At 51.5% G+C, this 16,521-nt stretch carries 12 protein-coding genes, 2 tRNA genes and 3 rRNA genes; 4 read left to right on the top strand and 13 right to left on the bottom strand.

Going from position 1 to position 16,521, the window contains the following annotated elements:
* Positions 1-240: 240 nt before the first annotated feature.
* Complete coding sequence (locus AC3ITF_RS21680; RefSeq protein WP_223240315.1) at positions 241-543, bottom strand: hypothetical protein; 303 nt, start codon at positions 541-543, stop codon at positions 241-243.
* On the opposite strand from AC3ITF_RS21680, the gene yihG reads away from it, so the two are divergent.
* Positions 437-1,291, top strand: coding sequence for a 1-acylglycerol-3-phosphate O-acyltransferase, YihG family (yihG, locus tag AC3ITF_RS21685; protein WP_242461275.1), 855 nt, complete (start codon positions 437-439; stop codon positions 1,289-1,291). The two genes, AC3ITF_RS21680 and yihG, sit on opposite strands and share 107 nt — an antisense overlap.
* Before the next feature lie 13 nt (positions 1,292-1,304).
* Here yihG and dsbA read toward each other — a convergent pair whose 3' ends face one another.
* The 3 genes from dsbA to AC3ITF_RS21700 all read right to left on the bottom strand — a co-directional run bounded on the left by dsbA (position 1,305) and on the right by AC3ITF_RS21700 (position 3,277).
* On the bottom strand, positions 1,305-1,928 hold the full coding sequence (gene dsbA / locus AC3ITF_RS21690; protein WP_096758891.1) for a thiol:disulfide interchange protein DsbA: 624 nt from the start codon (positions 1,926-1,928) through the stop codon (positions 1,305-1,307).
* A 16-nt stretch (positions 1,929-1,944) separates the two neighbouring features.
* Positions 1,945-2,931 carry a serine/threonine protein kinase gene (locus AC3ITF_RS21695; RefSeq protein ID WP_153880597.1) on the bottom strand — a complete coding sequence of 329 codons (987 nt, stop codon included), beginning with the start codon at positions 2,929-2,931 and terminating at the stop codon, positions 1,945-1,947.
* Positions 2,932-3,007: 76 nt separating this feature from the next.
* Entirely contained in the window at positions 3,008-3,277 is a 270-nt protein-coding gene (locus AC3ITF_RS21700) for a YihD family protein (protein ID WP_042325406.1), read from the bottom strand.
* A 126-nt stretch (positions 3,278-3,403) separates the two neighbouring features.
* Between AC3ITF_RS21700 and mobA the strand changes: the two genes are divergently transcribed.
* Both mobA and mobB read left to right on the top strand, forming a co-directional pair.
* Entirely contained in the window at positions 3,404-3,931 is a 528-nt protein-coding gene (mobA, locus tag AC3ITF_RS21705; protein WP_249421689.1) for a molybdenum cofactor guanylyltransferase MobA, read from the top strand.
* The gene (mobB, locus tag AC3ITF_RS21710) at positions 3,928-4,431 is read left to right on the top strand and encodes a molybdopterin-guanine dinucleotide biosynthesis protein MobB (RefSeq protein ID WP_135912789.1); all 504 of its coding nucleotides are present in this window, start codon (positions 3,928-3,930) and stop codon (positions 4,429-4,431) included. Before mobA ends, mobB begins: the two co-directional genes overlap by 4 nt.
* A 138-nt stretch (positions 4,432-4,569) precedes the next feature.
* Here mobB and rrf read toward each other — a convergent pair.
* From rrf to pepQ, 9 genes are all read right to left on the bottom strand, one after another.
* A 5S ribosomal RNA gene (gene rrf / locus AC3ITF_RS21715) occupies positions 4,570-4,685 on the bottom strand.
* Positions 4,686-4,779: 94 nt separating this feature from the next.
* A 23S ribosomal RNA gene (locus AC3ITF_RS21720) occupies positions 4,780-7,689 on the bottom strand.
* Between the two features lie 206 nt (positions 7,690-7,895).
* Positions 7,896-7,971 (bottom strand) — tRNA-Ala (locus tag AC3ITF_RS21725).
* 109 nt (positions 7,972-8,080) lie between these two features.
* A tRNA-Ile gene (locus tag AC3ITF_RS21730) sits at positions 8,081-8,157 on the bottom strand.
* Positions 8,158-8,227: 70 nt separating this feature from the next.
* Positions 8,228-9,769: ribosomal RNA gene (locus AC3ITF_RS21735) — 16S ribosomal RNA — on the bottom strand.
* The 16S, 23S and 5S rRNA genes sit together here with 2 tRNA genes alongside, the layout of an rRNA operon.
* A 377-nt stretch (positions 9,770-10,146) precedes the next feature.
* Positions 10,147-10,692: a menaquinone-dependent protoporphyrinogen IX dehydrogenase gene (hemG, locus tag AC3ITF_RS21740; RefSeq protein ID WP_181540204.1), complete on the bottom strand. Its 546-nt coding sequence runs from the start codon at positions 10,690-10,692 to the stop codon at positions 10,147-10,149.
* A gap of 11 nt (positions 10,693-10,703) precedes the next feature.
* Positions 10,704-12,155 carry a Trk system potassium transporter TrkH gene (trkH, locus tag AC3ITF_RS21745; RefSeq protein WP_115259827.1) on the bottom strand — a complete coding sequence of 484 codons (1,452 nt, stop codon included), beginning with the start codon at positions 12,153-12,155 and terminating at the stop codon, positions 10,704-10,706.
* A gap of 38 nt (positions 12,156-12,193) precedes the next feature.
* Positions 12,194-12,808, bottom strand: coding sequence for an IMPACT family protein (locus AC3ITF_RS21750; protein WP_135912790.1), 615 nt, complete (start codon positions 12,806-12,808; stop codon positions 12,194-12,196).
* Positions 12,808-14,139: a Xaa-Pro dipeptidase gene (gene pepQ, locus AC3ITF_RS21755; RefSeq protein WP_115259828.1), complete on the bottom strand. Its 1,332-nt coding sequence runs from the start codon at positions 14,137-14,139 to the stop codon at positions 12,808-12,810. Before pepQ ends, AC3ITF_RS21750 begins: the two co-directional genes overlap by 1 nt.
* Positions 14,140-14,328: 189 nt before the next feature.
* Here pepQ and fadB point away from each other — a divergent pair, with 189 nt between their 5' ends.
* Positions 14,329-16,518 carry a fatty acid oxidation complex subunit alpha FadB gene (gene fadB, locus AC3ITF_RS21760; RefSeq protein WP_117343801.1) on the top strand — a complete coding sequence of 730 codons (2,190 nt, stop codon included), beginning with the start codon at positions 14,329-14,331 and terminating at the stop codon, positions 16,516-16,518.
* Positions 16,519-16,521: the final 3 nt, after the last annotated feature.

Raw genomic sequence — 16,521 nt, forward strand, 5'->3', positions numbered from 1 at the left:
TGCCTGTTTATCAGATTATGGGTAAAGGATGCCACAGACAGGATGAAAACATGAGTTTTTCGCCGCATTTGTCGAAAAACTTTTGTAGATCTTCTGCGTTGTTCGCAATGTGAGCTGTGGATAAGTTTGTGAATAAATAATTTTCAGCCCTTTAAATACAGCAAGATAATTTATGAATCATAATAATTCTGCATATTTTTCATTATGTTATTTCATGACGCAGAATTTTATATCATCTTTTCAGCTTATAGCTGGATGTGGATAGATATTCCCTTTTTTTCTATTCAGCGAAGATCCATCATTTGGTTCGTTTTCTGATAAAATTAGCCCCTTGCGCCCTTTTAGCGCACTATTTATGGCTAACCTTTTGAATAATTTAATTATGGCGAGAATACTCGCCGCGATAACGCTGCTGCTGAGTATCGCATTGACCATATTGGTCACGATTTTATGTTCCGTGCCAATCATCCTGGCCGGAGTTGTAAAACTGCTTTTGCCTATTCCTTTCGTCTGGCGCAAGGTATCCCTCTTTTGTAATTTCATGATGTACTGCTGGTGTGAAGGTCTGGCGCTATTGCTACACCTTAATCCACGACTGGAGTGGGATGTTGAGGGGCTGGAAGGTCTGAGCAAGAAAAATTGGTATCTGCTCATCTGTAATCACTACAGCTGGGCCGACATCGTTGTGCTTTGCGTTTTGTTTCGTAAGCATATCCCGATGAATAAATACTTTCTTAAGCAGCAGTTAGCTTGGGTGCCTTTTATTGGTCTGGCATGTTGGGCGCTGGATATGCCATTTATGAAACGCTATTCGCGCGGTTATTTGCTCCGTCACCCTGAACGACGTGGTAAAGATGTGGAAACAACACGTCTTTCTTGTGAGAAGTTTCGTGTGCATCCAACAACGATCGTGAATTTTGTCGAAGGCTCACGGTTCACCCACGAGAAATGCCAGCAGACCCGATCTCCCTATAAAAACCTGCTGCCACCTAAGGCTGCCGGTATTGCGATGGCGCTGAATGTCTTAGGATCGCAATTCGATAAGTTGCTGAACGTCACGCTGTGTTATCCGCAAAACAGCAGCCATCCTTTCTACGACATGCTGAGCGGTAAGTTAACACGCATTGTAGTACGAGTGAATCTGGAGCCGGTGAAAGAGGAATTACACGGTGATTACGTCAACGATAAAGGGTTTAAGCGTCGGTTCCAGCTGTGGCTGAATACGCTCTGGGCCGAGAAAGATGCGCAAATAGATGCGATTAAAGCCTCAACTAAAAAAGCCGGTCTCTGACCGGCTTTTTCGTTTACTTCTGGCCTACCAGATATTTCACGGTATCGGCATACTGCTGTACAAAGATATCCATGCTGCTGGTATCCATGCCTTGCGGATTCACCTGATATTTGCCATTCACAAACATCGCCGGAACCCCCTGCAGTTGCAGATCGGCAGCCGCTTTTTCCTGCTGCGCGACCAGTGATTTCACCACGAAGCTGTTCCATGCCGCATCATAATCTTCACCTTTAATACCCGCATCAACAAATACTTTACGGATATCAGCGGTAGACTGGACGGTCTGAGTTTTCTGCACCGCTTCAAACAACGGTACTGTGACCTTATCTTCTACGCCCAGCGCCAGCGCAACCGCCCACGCCTGAGTCAGATCTTTGCCCAGAGGTCCCAAAAACTCAACGTGGTATTTGGTCATCTTGGTGCCTTCAGGCAGTTTTTTCTTCACGTTATCAGACACGTGAAGCACTTCTTCAAACTGGTAGCAATGCGGGCAGTAGAAGGAGAAGAACTCCAACACCTGCGGTTCACCCGCAATAGGCTTTTCCAGTGTGATGTACTGCTTACCATCCTGGAACTGCGCTGCCGATGCGCTAAAAGCTAAAACCATACCAGCCAGCGCCAGCCATATTTTTTTCATGTCCATGTCTCTCCGATTAATACATTGGCGTTAATTGTAAGGGGGGTTGTTGCAGAATTTTTGCCTGCTCAATAAAGGTCGCCGTCTGACGGTGCCAGTAATCTTCTCCGGTTAACCACGGGAAGTTTTTTGGAAACGCAGGATCATCCCAACGTCGAATCAGCCAGGCTAGATAATAAACTAAACGCATGGCGCGTAAAGGTTCTATGAGTCCTAATTCAGCGACGTCGAACTCAGTAAACTCTTCATAAGCCTCGATAATGGTTTCAAGCTGCATGCGCTGCTCGGCTTTATCACCATTAAGCAGCATCCATAAATCCTGAATGGCCGGGCCATTGCGGGCATCATCTAAATCGACAAACATCGGACCATCGCGCCACAGAATATTTCCGGCATGACAGTCACCGTGCAGGCGCAGAGTGTCAAAACGCGTATGCCACCGTTCGGTAACCACGGTGATAAGCGCATCCGTTGCTTTCAGAAATGCCGCTTTTTGCCCTGATGGAATAATCGATGCACTGTCGAAAAGTTTACGCGGTTCAATCAGATACTCGTCGAGGCCAATGGTCGGTCGAAAAGCAAAAGGCTGTTTTCGCCCGGTTTGATGCAGACGTCCGAGATAGCGGCCAACCGACTCCATTTGATCGATATTGTCGGCTTCAAACTGCCGACCTCCTACGCTGGGGAATATCGCATAGTGGAACCCTTGATGCCCCAGTAACGTCTGGCCATCAAACACCATCGGCGCCGCAACCGGCACGTCATCACGCACCAGTTCCAGTGCAAACTGATGTTCTTCCTGTATTTGATCGACGGACCAACGCTCAGGGCGGTAGAACTTTACGACAAAGCGTCGACGGTCTTCGTCCTGGAATTGGTAGACACGGTTTTCATAGCTGTTGAGCGGGGTAAGCCCGGAATCCACCCGGATCCCCTGCTCAAACAGCGCATCCATGATGGTATCCGGGTGTAGCGTTTGGAAAGTAAAAGCGTTGTTATTCATCCCATCATCCGGAAATTACTACGAATGATTCAGGATATCATTTCGCAGCACTTTCGGTGGCGGCGATTACAAGCTTTTACTCTTTAATTACGCCACGAGCGCGCAGTAATGCTGTTTTAAAGTCTTCTTCATAATCTTTCTGAATACCTGGGATCACCGCATCCTTCGCTGAGTCACGCATTTTCAGGTGATAGATCAGAATGTCATCAGTTAAATCCGCCAGTTCTCCGTCAAAACCTGACTCTTTCGCCAGTTTCTGTAAAAATTGCATCAGGTTAAGATCGGGTTCTTTCTGCCAGGCTGGCTGGAGGAGTTCAATAACTTCATTCAGACGTTTACATTTCATGGTTGTGCTCCTTACGCTTAATACAGATACGTTAGCAGGGTCAATCCCACATTAAAAGAGGCGATATCAGTGATTCTGGATAGTGCAATTACAGGGGTTGTCCTGGCGGGCGGTAAGGCCAGGCGGATGGGGGGTGCAGATAAAGGACTGCTTGAGCTAGACGGCAAACCTTTGTGGCGGCACGTCGCCGATGCGCTCGCCTTACAGGTCGAGACCGTCGTGGTTAATGCCAATCGCCATAAGGATATTTATCAGCAAAGTGGTCTGAAAGTTATCCCTGATTCATTACCTGATTTCCCTGGCCCGCTGGCCGGAATGCTGTCGGTATTTTTACAACTGGCAGGTGACTGGTTTTTATTCTGCCCCTGCGATATGCCCTATATTCCCCACAACCTGGTCGCAAGACTGGCAGAACAGCGCCAAAATGCGCCAGTGGTGTGGGTACATGATGGGGAGCGGGATCACCCGACAATTGCACTGATGCACAGAGCAATGCAGCCGTTACTGCAGGAGTATCTTCAGGCAGGTGAACGACGGGTGATGGTCTTTATGCGCCAGGCCGGCGGACACGCCATCGATTTTAGCGATCATAAAGATGCGTTTGTGAATGTGAACACACCTGAAGAATTGGCCAGATGGCAGGATAAATCATGATCCCATTGCTCGGTATTGCCGCATGGAGCGGCACAGGAAAAACCACACTGCTCAAAAAACTGATCCCGGAACTGTGCGCCAAAGGCATTCGTCCAGGATTAATTAAGCATACCCACCACAACATGGACGTCGATAAACCCGGCAAGGATAGCTATGAGTTACGTAAAGCTGGCGCAGCGCAAACACTGGTTGCCAGCCAACAACGCTGGGCGTTAATGACGGAAACGCCGGCAGAACCTGAGTTAGATTTAGCCTATCTGGTGAGCCGAATGGATGCTACAACACTGGATTTGGTACTGGTTGAGGGTTTTAAACACGAACCTGTCGCCAAGATCCTGCTTTTTCGTGAAAATTGCGGGCATAGTGCACAAGAATTGACGATTGATGAGTATGTTGTTGCGGTTGCCAGTGATGTTCCACTTGAAGTGGATGTCCCACTTTTAGATATCAACGACGTACAACAAATTGCAGGGTTTGTTGCACAGTGGCTGGGACGTTAACCAACCGGTAATCTGCAAAATTGTGCCTGATGACTTTGCGCTTATCAGGCCTACCATTCCGGCAGCGAGCAAGCACTTCCCAAAAACACAGACGCAAAAAAGCCCATCCGTCAGGATGGGCTTCTTCACTTGTTTGATGCCTGGCAGTTCCCTACTCTCGCATGGGGAGACCCCACACTACCATCGGCGCTACGGCGTTTCACTTCTGAGTTCGGCATGGGGTCAGGTGGGACCACCGCGCTACAGCCGCCAGGCAAATTCTGTTATCAGACCGCTTTTGCGTTCTGATTTTATCTGTATCAAGCTGAATTTGATGTCTTTCTTTCGCCAAAACATCTTTGGCGTTGTAAGGTTAAGCCTCACGGTTCATTAGTATCGGTTAGCTCAATGTATCGCTACACTTACACACCCGACCTATCAACGTCGTAGTCTTCAACGTTCCTTCAGGACTCTCAAGGAGTCAGGGAGAACTCATCTCGGGGCAAGTTTCGTGCTTAGATGCTTTCAGCACTTATCTCTTCCGCATTTAGCTACCGGGCAATGCCATTGGCATGACAACCCGAACACCAGTGATGCGTCCACTCCGGTCCTCTCGTACTAGGAGCAGCCCCCCTCAATTCTCCAGCGCCCACGGCAGATAGGGACCGAACTGTCTCACGACGTTCTAAACCCAGCTCGCGTACCACTTTAAATGGCGAACAGCCATACCCTTGGGACCTACTTCAGCCCCAGGATGTGATGAGCCGACATCGAGGTGCCAAACACCGCCGTCGATATGAACTCTTGGGCGGTATCAGCCTGTTATCCCCGGAGTACCTTTTATCCGTTGAGCGATGGCCCTTCCATTCAGAACCACCGGATCACTAAGACCTGCTTTCGCACCTGCTCGAGCCGTCACTCTCGCAGTCAAGCTAGCTTATGCCTTTGCACTAACCTCCTGATGTCCGACCAGGATTAGCTAACCTTCGTGCTCCTCCGTTACTCTTTAGGAGGAGACCGCCCCAGTCAAACTACCCACCAGACACTGTCCGCAACCCGGATCACGGGTCTACGTTAGAACACCAGCCATTAAAGGGTGGTATTTCAAGGTTGGCTCCATGCAGACTGGCGTCCACACTTCAAAGCCTCCCACCTATCCTACACATCAAGGACCAGTGTTCAGTGTCAAGCTATAGTAAAGGTTCACGGGGTCTTTCCGTCTTGCCGCGGGTACACTGCATCTTCACAGCGAGTTCAATTTCACTGAGTCTCGGGTGGAGACAGCCTGGCCATCATTACGCCATTCGTGCAGGTCGGAACTTACCCGACAAGGAATTTCGCTACCTTAGGACCGTTATAGTTACGGCCGCCGTTTACCGGGGCTTCGATCAAGAGCTTCTCCTTACGGATAACCCCATCAATTAACCTTCCGGCACCGGGCAGGCGTCACACCGTATACGTCCACTTTCGTGTTTGCACAGTGCTGTGTTTTTAATAAACAGTTGCAGCCAGCTGGTATCTTCGACTGATTTCAGCTCCACGAGCAAGTCGCTTCACCTACCATCAGCGTGCCTTCTCCCGAAGTTACGGCACCATTTTGCCTAGTTCCTTCACCCGAGTTCTCTCAAGCGCCTTGGTATTCTCTACCTGACCACCTGTGTCGGTTTGGGGTACGATTTGATGTTACCTGATGCTTAGAGGCTTTTCCTGGAAGCAGGGCATTTGTTACTTCAGCACCGTAGTGCCTCGTCATCACACCTCAGCGTTTAATAAGAGTCCGGATTTACCTAAACTCTCCGCCTACATGCTTAAACCGGGACAACCGTCGCCCGGCTAACATAGCCTTCTCCGTCCCCCCTTCGCAGTAACACCAAGTACAGGAATATTAACCTGTTTCCCATCGACTACGCCTTTCGGCCTCGCCTTAGGGGTCGACTCACCCTGCCCCGATTAACGTTGGACAGGAACCCTTGGTCTTCCGGCGTGCGGGTTTTTCACCCGCATTATCGTTACTTATGTCAGCATTCGCACTTCTGATACCTCCAGCACCCCTCACAGGACACCTTCAACGGCTTACAGAACGCTCCCCTACCCAACAACACATAGTGTCGCTGCCGCAGCTTCGGTGCACAGTTTAGCCCCGTTACATCTTCCGCGCAGGCCGACTCGACCAGTGAGCTATTACGCTTTCTTTAAATGATGGCTGCTTCTAAGCCAACATCCTGGCTGTCTGTGCCTTCCCACATCGTTTCCCACTTAACTGTGACTTTGGGACCTTAGCTGGCGGTCTGGGTTGTTTCCCTCTTCACGACGGACGTTAGCACCCGCCGTGTGTCTCCCGTGATAACATTCTTCGGTATTCGTAGTTTGCATCGGGTTGGTAAGTCGGGATGACCCCCTAGCCGAAACAGTGCTCTACCCCCGAAGATGAGTTCACGAGGCGCTACCTAAATAGCTTTCGGGGAGAACCAGCTATCTCCCGGTTTGATTGGCCTTTCACCCCCAGCCACAAGTCATCCGCTAATTTTTCAACATTAGTCGGTTCGGTCCTCCAGTTAGTGTTACCCAACCTTCAACCTGCCCATGGCTAGATCACCGGGTTTCGGGTCTATACCCTGCAACTTAACGCCCAGTTAAGACTCGGTTTCCCTTCGGCTCCCCTATACGGTTAACCTTGCTACAGAATATAAGTCGCTGACCCATTATACAAAAGGTACGCAGTCACCCTGATAAATCAGGGCTCCCACTGCTTGTACGTACACGGTTTCAGGTTCTTTTTCACTCCCCTCGCCGGGGTTCTTTTCGCCTTTCCCTCACGGTACTGGTTCACTATCGGTCAGTCAGGAGTATTTAGCCTTGGAGGATGGTCCCCCCATATTCAGACAGGATACCACGTGTCCCGCCCTACTCTTTGAGTTCACAACACATGCGATTTTGTGTACGGGACTATCACCCTGTACCGTCGGACTTTCCAGACCGTTCCACTACCACACATGCTGATTCAGACTCTGGGCTGCTCCCCGTTCGCTCGCCGCTACTGGGGGAATCTCGGTTGATTTCTTTTCCTCGGGGTACTTAGATGTTTCAGTTCCCCCGGTTCGCTTCATTACGCTATGTATTCACGTAATGATAGTGTGTCGAAACACACTGGGTTTCCCCATTCGGAAATCGCCGGCTATAACGGTTCATATCACCTTACCGACGCTTATCGCAGATTAGCACGTCCTTCATCGCCTCTGACTGCCAGGGCATCCACCGTGTACGCTTAGTCGCTTAACCTCACAACCCGAAGATGTTTCGTAAAACACATCGTGTTGCGAAAATTTGAGAGACTCGAACACACCGCTTATCTGTTCTTATTACGGAGAACAGACACAGTGTGTCGTTTCAATTTTCAGCTTGATCCAGATTTTTAAAGAGCAAAACTTCGCAGTGAACCTTTTCAGGTACACTCTGAAGTTTTCTTGTGTTTTTGCAGTAAAGGATGGTGGAGCTATGCGGGATCGAACCGCAGACCTCCTGCGTGCAAGGCAGGCGCTCTCCCAGCTGAGCTATAACCCCATCGTAATACTTCATCTCTGTACCGATAATTTGTCCTGAGACAAGGCGTGGAATGACGAAGCATACTGAAGTATGCGAGTCGTTTCACAACACAGTATCAGGGCAAATTTGGTAGGCCTGAGTGGACTTGAACCACCGACCTCACCCTTATCAGGGGTGCGCTCTAACCACCTGAGCTACAAGCCTGCAGAGATTTTTACTGCTAATTTTTCATCAGACAATCTGTGTGAGCACTACAAAGAACGTTTCTTTAAGGTAAGGAGGTGATCCAACCGCAGGTTCCCCTACGGTTACCTTGTTACGACTTCACCCCAGTCATGAATCACAAAGTGGTAAGCGCCCTCCCGAAGGTTAAGCTACCTACTTCTTTTGCAACCCACTCCCATGGTGTGACGGGCGGTGTGTACAAGGCCCGGGAACGTATTCACCGTAGCATTCTGATCTACGATTACTAGCGATTCCGACTTCATGGAGTCGAGTTGCAGACTCCAATCCGGACTACGACATACTTTATGAGGTCCGCTTGCTCTCGCGAGGTCGCTTCTCTTTGTATATGCCATTGTAGCACGTGTGTAGCCCTACTCGTAAGGGCCATGATGACTTGACGTCATCCCCACCTTCCTCCAGTTTATCACTGGCAGTCTCCTTTGAGTTCCCGGCCGAACCGCTGGCAACAAAGGATAAGGGTTGCGCTCGTTGCGGGACTTAACCCAACATTTCACAACACGAGCTGACGACAGCCATGCAGCACCTGTCTCAGAGTTCCCGAAGGCACCAAAGCATCTCTGCTAAGTTCTCTGGATGTCAAGAGTAGGTAAGGTTCTTCGCGTTGCATCGAATTAAACCACATGCTCCACCGCTTGTGCGGGCCCCCGTCAATTCATTTGAGTTTTAACCTTGCGGCCGTACTCCCCAGGCGGTCGACTTAACGCGTTAGCTCCGGAAGCCACTCCTCAAGGGAACAACCTCCAAGTCGACATCGTTTACGGCGTGGACTACCAGGGTATCTAATCCTGTTTGCTCCCCACGCTTTCGCACCTGAGCGTCAGTCTTTGTCCAGGGGGCCGCCTTCGCCACCGGTATTCCTCCAGATCTCTACGCATTTCACCGCTACACCTGGAATTCTACCCCCCTCTACAAGACTCTAGCCTGCCAGTTTCGGATGCAGTTCCCAGGTTGAGCCCGGGGATTTCACATCCGACTTGACAGACCGCCTGCGTGCGCTTTACGCCCAGTAATTCCGATTAACGCTTGCACCCTCCGTATTACCGCGGCTGCTGGCACGGAGTTAGCCGGTGCTTCTTCTGCGAGTAACGTCAATGAATGCGGTTATTAACCACATCCCCTTCCTCCTCGCTGAAAGTACTTTACAACCCGAAGGCCTTCTTCATACACGCGGCATGGCTGCATCAGGCTTGCGCCCATTGTGCAATATTCCCCACTGCTGCCTCCCGTAGGAGTCTGGACCGTGTCTCAGTTCCAGTGTGGCTGGTCATCCTCTCAGACCAGCTAGGGATCGTCGCCTAGGTGAGCCGTTACCCCACCTACTAGCTAATCCCATCTGGGCACATCCGATGGCAAGAGGCCCGAAGGTCCCCCTCTTTGGTCTTGCGACATTATGCGGTATTAGCTACCGTTTCCAGTAGTTATCCCCCTCCATCGGGCAGTTTCCCAGACATTACTCACCCGTCCGCCACTCGTCACCCAAGGAGCAAGCTCCTCTGTGCTACCGTTCGACTTGCATGTGTTAGGCCTGCCGCCAGCGTTCAATCTGAGCCATGATCAAACTCTTCAATTTAAGTTTGATGCTCGTGAATTAAACTTCGTAATGAATTACGTATGTTCACTCAGAGACTTGGTATTCATTTTTCGTCTTGCGACGTTAAGAATCCGTATCTTCGAGTGCCCACACAGATTGTCTGATAAATTGTTAAAGAGCAGTGCAACGCGGCTTTCGCTCACCGTTGCGAGGTCCCGTATAATACGTTTTCCTCATTCAGAGTCAAGCATTTAATTTCTGCTTTTCTCCGCAGGGTTCTCAGTGGAACCCCGCTGACCCGGCGGCTTGTAATCCGTTGTTCCGTGTCAGTGGAGGCGCATTATAGGGAGTTATTTCAGGCTGACAAGGGGAAATTTAAAATAATTTTCCGAGTGCGTATTTTTTATTCTTTACGTTTATTTTAACGACGCTTTGTTGGTTAATTGCGCTATTTCTCGCGCAAAACTCGCAACCTGTTCCCAATCGGTATAGACCACTTCTTTATTCGTATCCGTTTCGCCACCGGACATCTTCATAATCAGTTGGATCATGACGCGGTCATACCAACGATAGCGAGGATAAAGCAGTGCGCCAGCGATCACCGCGCTACGATCGGGTCGCCACGGCGAGGTCATCAGAAACTTGCGCGCATAGCTGTTGGTTTGCGGGGTACGTTTTTCCGGCTTACGGGCGACCAGATTAACGGAGTAGAACGCACTCGGCATCGCGTTCAGCCGCGTAGCGTGCTTCTTCACAAACGTCTGAAAAGCAGAATGGTAGTGACCGTAGCGAATCGAGGCACCGATCACCACGCTGTCATAGTGCTGCCAGTCAGGCTCTTCGGTGCGGTGCAGATTCATCACATCCGCCCAGATGCCCAACTCTTTGAGCTCAGAAGCCAGATACTCGGCGATTTCGCGCGTTTGTCCATCCCGGGAAGAAAAAAGAATCAGTGTTTTCACGTGTTACTCCATTATTCACGCCAGAAGGTAGGGGTAAAGAGTACCAGCAGAGTAAAGACCTCCAGACGACCAAACAGCATATTGGCAATCAGGATCCATTTCGCCACCGGGTTCATACTGGCAAAGTTGTCGGCAACCACACCCAGCCCTGGCCCCAGGTTATTCAGCGTCGCGACAACGGAAGCAAATGCAGAGAAGTCATCCACGCCGGTCGCGATAATCGCCAGCATACTGATAATAAAGACCAGCGCATAGGCCGAGAAGAATCCCCATACTGCTTCGAGGATACGTTCTGGCAGTGCACGGTTACCTAGCTTAATACTGTAAACCGCGTTCGGGTGGACCAGGCGCTTCAACTCACGGTTACCCTGCTTGAACAGCAGCAGAATACGAATCACCTTCAAGCCACCGCCCGTTGACCCGGCACAGCCACCAATAAAGGCAGAACACAGCAACAGCACGGGCAGGAACAACGGCCAGCGAGCAATACTGTCCGTGGTGAACCCCGCGGTGGTCGCCATCGACACCACCTGGAAAAAGGCCTGATTGATTGTCGTTAGCGCCGAACCGTAGGTATTGTGGATCCACAATACTAGCGTACAGATAGCCACCAGCGTCAGCTGTACCCCAATGAACATCCGAAATTCCGGATCGCGCCAATAGACCTTCAGACTACGCCCGCTTAATAAAGAGAAGTGCAGGCCATAGTTACACCCGGAGATCAGCAGGAAGATTGCAATAATTGTGTTGATAGTCGGACTATCGAAATAACCCACGCTGGCGTCATGCGTTGAAAAGCCGCCGATAGCAATGGTCGCAAAGCTGTGACCGATAGCGTCAAACGCAGGCATGCCGGCAAACCACAGCGCCAGCGCACAGGCCACTGTCAGCAATACATAGATAAGCCACAGGGTTTTCGCCGTTTCGGCAATACGCGGACGCATTTTATTGTCTTTCAGCGGCCCAGGCATTTCTGCCCGGTAAAGCTGCATACCGCCGACGCCAAGAATGGGCAGAATAGCCACCGCCAGCACGATGATCCCCATCCCGCCAAACCATTGCAGCATTTGACGATAAAAGAGAATCGCATGTGGTAATGAATCCAGCCCCACCAGCGTGGTTGCGCCCGTCGTAGTTAAGCCGGAGAAGGATTCGAAAAACGCATCGGTGATCGTGAGGTTTGGACTTTCAGCAAAGATAAACGGTAGCGCACCCACGCTGCCCAGCACGGTCCAGAACAAGACCACGATAAGAAACCCTTCGCGGGATTTCAGTTCGCCCTTTTCTTTACGGTTCGGCCACCACAGCATGGAGCCAATCGCCAGCGCGACAAAGAAAGTTTGCGTAAATGCACGACCCGCCCCATCACGGTAGATGAGCGCTACCAGTCCGGGGATGATCATTGTCCCCGAGAATAAGATGACCAGTAGTCCAACGATTCGGGTAATGGCGCGAAAATGCATCTCTGCCGCTTCCTTAGTTCTTTAAAATGAGGTGGGGATTATTCTTCAATCGCTAACAATTGCAATGAACCTCGACTAAAATCCGCCAGCCTTGCTGAAAATTCATTCACTTTCGTGTAAGGAAGCGCTACCCGTAGCTGAACGAATGCCTGGTAATCACTGGCTATGATTTTACCGTCGAACTGCCCCAACAGTGCTTCAATACCTGCCAGTTGGCCGTACTCACACTGCAAAGTATATTCGGTAAGCGGCGTCTTGCGCTGCGTTGTTAATTGCCGCAATGCCTGGCTCACCCCACCACCGTAGGCTTTGACCAGTCCACCTGTACCGAGAAGAATACCGCCGTAGTAGCGCACCACCACCGCGGTAATCTCGCCAACGCCACTGCCCATTAGCTGCGCAAGCATCGGTTTACCTGCCGTCCCCGCCGGTTCGCCGTCGTCCGAAAAGCCCAGCTGTTGCGAGTCATCCGGCGCACCCGCTACCCACGCCACGCAATGGTGGCGGGCGTCCGGATGCTCTGCCCTGACTGACTCGACAAACGCTTTTGCCGCCTCTACGCCGTCCGTGTGGGCAAGCAACGTAATGAAGCGGCTTTTTTTGATCTCTTCAACGACGCTAACCGGCGCCGCAGGGATTAACCAACTGTCCATTACGCCAGTTTCAAATCCCGGGTCATGTTTTCGATATGATTCTCATGGACGACCACGTTGTCTTCAATACGAATACCACCGAACGGCTTCAGCGCGTCAATCTTCTGCCAGTTGAAGTGTTTGCTGAATTGCCCTTCACGCCACGGCGCTAACAGGGATTCGATAAAGTAAATGCCCGGCTCAATGGTCAGGACCATGCCCGGTTGCAGCACGCGAGTGCAGCGCAGGTACGGATACTTCGACGGTGCGGCAAGATGCGTACCGCTATCATCCTGCATAAAACCAGCGACATCATGCACCTGTAATCCCAGCGGGTGACCAATACCGTGCGGCATAAACGGCCCGGTAAGATCGTTTTCCACCATCGCCTCTTCACTCATGTCGGTGATGATTTGATGTTTACGCAGCAGCTTCGCGATGCGCTGATGGAACTGAATGTGATAATCCACATAGTTGACACCCGCTTTCATGGTTGCAATTAGCGCCAGTTCTTCTTCATTAACGTCTTTCACCAACTGTGCATAGTCGTTGTCGCTTTTCGCCGACCAGGTCCGCGTCAGGTCTGCCGCATAGCCGTTATATTCCGCCCCGGCGTCCAGCAGGAAGCTGCGGATTTCTGACGGCGGTTGATGATCCAGCTTGGTGTAATGCAGTACAGAGGCATGTTCGTTAAGCGCAACGATGTTGCTGTAAGGCACGTCGGTATCGCGATGCCCCGTGGCTGTCAGGTACGCCAGGTTGATGTCGAACTCGCTCATCCCTGAACGGAACGCTTCTTCGGCTGCACGATGTCCACTTACCGCCATTTTCTGCGCTTCGCGCATGCAGGCCAGCTCGTAATCGGTTTTATACGCACGGTAATAGTGAAGATAGTCGATCACCCCTTTCGGGTTGATGTTGCTGGCAGCAATGTCCAGCTGCAGCGCACGTTCCGGTACCGGGCCGATGTACCCGATATTGCCGCGGGCAGCAGGCAACTGGCTACCAATACCGTCGGCTTTTGGCAACGCAATGATTTCAACTTCTTCGGTCCAGAAAGAGGTCGGCAGCGGCTCAACGTTGTGCCAGTAATCCACCGGCAGGTAGAACCACAACTTAGGCTTATTAACACCATCCACCAGCAACCAGCAGTTGGGAACCTGCGTGACGGGTACCCAGGCTTTAAACTGCGGATTGACCTTGAACGGATACGGATGGTCGTCGAGAAAAACGTTAACCAGCTCACCGGAGTGAATAAGTAACGCATCCAGCTTAAAACGCGCCAGCGCATCGCGGGTCCGTTCCTGTAAGGTAACAATATGATTTTTATAGAGTGCGGCCAGTGATTCCATTATTTACCCTTCTGTTTTTTTGACCTCAAGTCTCCGCATCTTAGCACATCGTCCTGTGACTGCGTGATTTCTGCCGAGCGTGATCGGCCCGTCATTTCTTTAATCATTCATTTGCATTTTATTAACATAAAACACACACTTCGATTCATCTGGTATGACCAGATCACCTTGCGGATTCAGGAGACTGACATGCTTTACAAAGGCGACACCCTGTACCTCGACTGGCTGGAAGATGGCATCGCCGAACTGGTGTTCGATGCCCCTGGCTCAGTCAATAAACTCGACACGGCAACCGTAGCCAGCCTTGGCCATGCGCTGGATGTGCTGGAGAAACAACATGATTTAAAAGGGCTGCTGCTGCGTTCTAACAAAGCAGCCTTTATTGTCGGTGCCGATATCACCGAATTCCTTTCACTGTTCCTTGTTCCTGAAGAACAGCTAAGCCAGTGGCTGCACTTTGCCAACAGCGTCTTTAATCGCCTGGAAGATCTGCCTGTCCCAACCCTGTCTGCGGTCAACGGCTATGCGCTGGGTGGCGGCTGCGAGTGCGTCCTGGCGACCGACTACCGTCTGGCAACCCCGGACCTGCGCATCGGTCTACCGGAAACCAAGCTGGGCATCATGCCGGGCTTTGGCGGTTCCGTGCGTATGCCACGCATGCTGGGTGCAGACAGCGCGCTGGAAATCATTGCTGCGGGTAAAGACGTCGGTGCCGAGCAGGCACTGAAAATCGGTCTGGTTGATGGCATTGTGAAGCAGGAAAAACTGCTCGAGGGCGCAATGGCGGTACTGCGTCAGGCAATCAACGGCGACCTCGACTGGCGGGCCAAACGCCAACCAAAACTGGAGCCGCTGAAACTCAGCAAAATTGAAGCGGCCATGAGCTTTACCATCGCCAAAGGCATGGTTGCGCAGACGGCAGGGAAACATTACCCAGCCCCGATTACCGCTGTGAAAACGATTGAAGCTGCCGCCCGCTTCGGTCGTGAAGAAGCGCTGAACCTGGAAAACCAAAGTTTTGTCCCGCTGGCGCACACCAACGAGGCGCGTGCGCTGGTCGGTATTTTCCTCAACGATCAGTACGTCAAAGCGAAAGCGAAAAAACTGACGAAGGATATTGAGACACCGAAGCAAGCCGCAGTTCTGGGCGCAGGCATTATGGGTGGCGGTATAGCCTACCAGTCTGCCTGGAAAGGCGTGCCGGTTATCATGAAAGATATCAACGATAAATCGCTGACGCTGGGCATGACCGAAGCCGCCAAGCTGCTGAATAAGCAACTTGAGCGCGGCAAGATCGACGGTCTGAAGATGGCGGGCGTGATTTCCACCATCCAACCAACCCTCGACTACACCGGCTTTGAGCGCGTGGACGTGGTGGTGGAAGCGGTTGTTGAAAATCCAAAAGTGAAAAAAGCGGTGCTTGCAGAGACCGAAGATAAAGTGCGCCCGGATACCGTGCTGGCGTCAAACACGTCTACCATTCCGATTAGCGAACTGGCCAGCGTTCTGAAGCGCCCGGAAAACTTCTGTGGCATGCACTTCTTTAACCCGGTGCACCGGATGCCGCTGGTTGAGATCATCCGCGGTGAGAAAAGCTCGGATGAAACCATCGCTAAAGTCGTCGCCTGGGCAAGCCTGATGGGCAAAACGCCGATTGTGGTCAACGACTGCCCTGGCTTCTTTGTAAACCGCGTGCTGTTCCCCTACTTCGCCGGTTTCAGCCAGTTACTGCGCGACGGCGCGGACTTCCGCAAAGTCGATAAGGTGATGGAGAAACAGTTCGGTTGGCCAATGGGTCCGGCGTATTTACTGGACGTAGTCGGTATTGATACTGCACATCACGCGCAGGCAGTGATGTCCGCAGGCTTCCCGCAGCGGATGCAGAAAGATTATCGCGACGCGATCGATGCCCTGTTCGATGCCAGCCGCTTTGGACAGAAAAATGGTCTCGGGTTCTGGCGTTATAAAGAAGACAGCAAAGGCAAGCCGAAGAAAGAAGAGGATGCTGCGGTCGATGGCCTGCTGGCAGACGTCAGCCAGCCGAAGCGCGATTTCAGTGATGACGAGATTATCGCCCGCATGATGATCCCGATGGTCAACGAAGTGGTGCGCTGCCTGGAAGAAGGCATCATTGCCAGCCCGGCGGAAGCCGATATGGCACTGGTTTACGGTCTCGGCTTCCCTCCGTTCCACGGCGGTGCGTTCCGCTGGCTGGATACGCTCGGCAGCGCCAAATACCTCGATATGGCGCAGCAATACCAGCACCTCGGCCCACTGTATGAGGTGCCTGAAGGATTGCGTAATAAAGCGCGTCATAACGAACCGTACTATCCCTCGGTTGAGCCTGCCCGCCCGGTTGGCGACCTGAAAACGGCTTAAGGA

The organism is Citrobacter sp. KH_055_1, from assembly GCF_057838705.1.

Coding starts and splice junctions, on each gene's coding strand:
- trkH (WP_115259827.1), bottom strand. CDS start 12,155: ATGCATTTTCGCGCCATTACCCGAATCGTTGGACTACTGGTCATCTTA.
- dsbA (WP_096758891.1), bottom strand. CDS start 1,928: ATGAAAAAAATATGGCTGGCGCTGGCTGGTATGGTTTTAGCTTTTAGC.
- fadB (WP_117343801.1), top strand. CDS start 14,329: ATGCTTTACAAAGGCGACACCCTGTACCTCGACTGGCTGGAAGATGGC.
- AC3ITF_RS21695 (WP_153880597.1), bottom strand. CDS start 2,931: ATGAATAACAACGCTTTTACTTTCCAAACGCTACACCCGGATACCATC.
- pepQ (WP_115259828.1), bottom strand. CDS start 14,139: ATGGAATCACTGGCCGCACTCTATAAAAATCATATTGTTACCTTACAG.
- mobB (WP_135912789.1), top strand. CDS start 3,928: ATGATCCCATTGCTCGGTATTGCCGCATGGAGCGGCACAGGAAAAACC.
- AC3ITF_RS21700 (WP_042325406.1), bottom strand. CDS start 3,277: ATGAAATGTAAACGTCTGAATGAAGTTATTGAACTCCTCCAGCCAGCC.
- AC3ITF_RS21680 (WP_223240315.1), bottom strand. CDS start 543: ATGAAATTACAAAAGAGGGATACCTTGCGCCAGACGAAAGGAATAGGC.
- AC3ITF_RS21750 (WP_135912790.1), bottom strand. CDS start 12,808: ATGGACAGTTGGTTAATCCCTGCGGCGCCGGTTAGCGTCGTTGAAGAG.
- mobA (WP_249421689.1), top strand. CDS start 3,404: ATGGGGGGTGCAGATAAAGGACTGCTTGAGCTAGACGGCAAACCTTTG.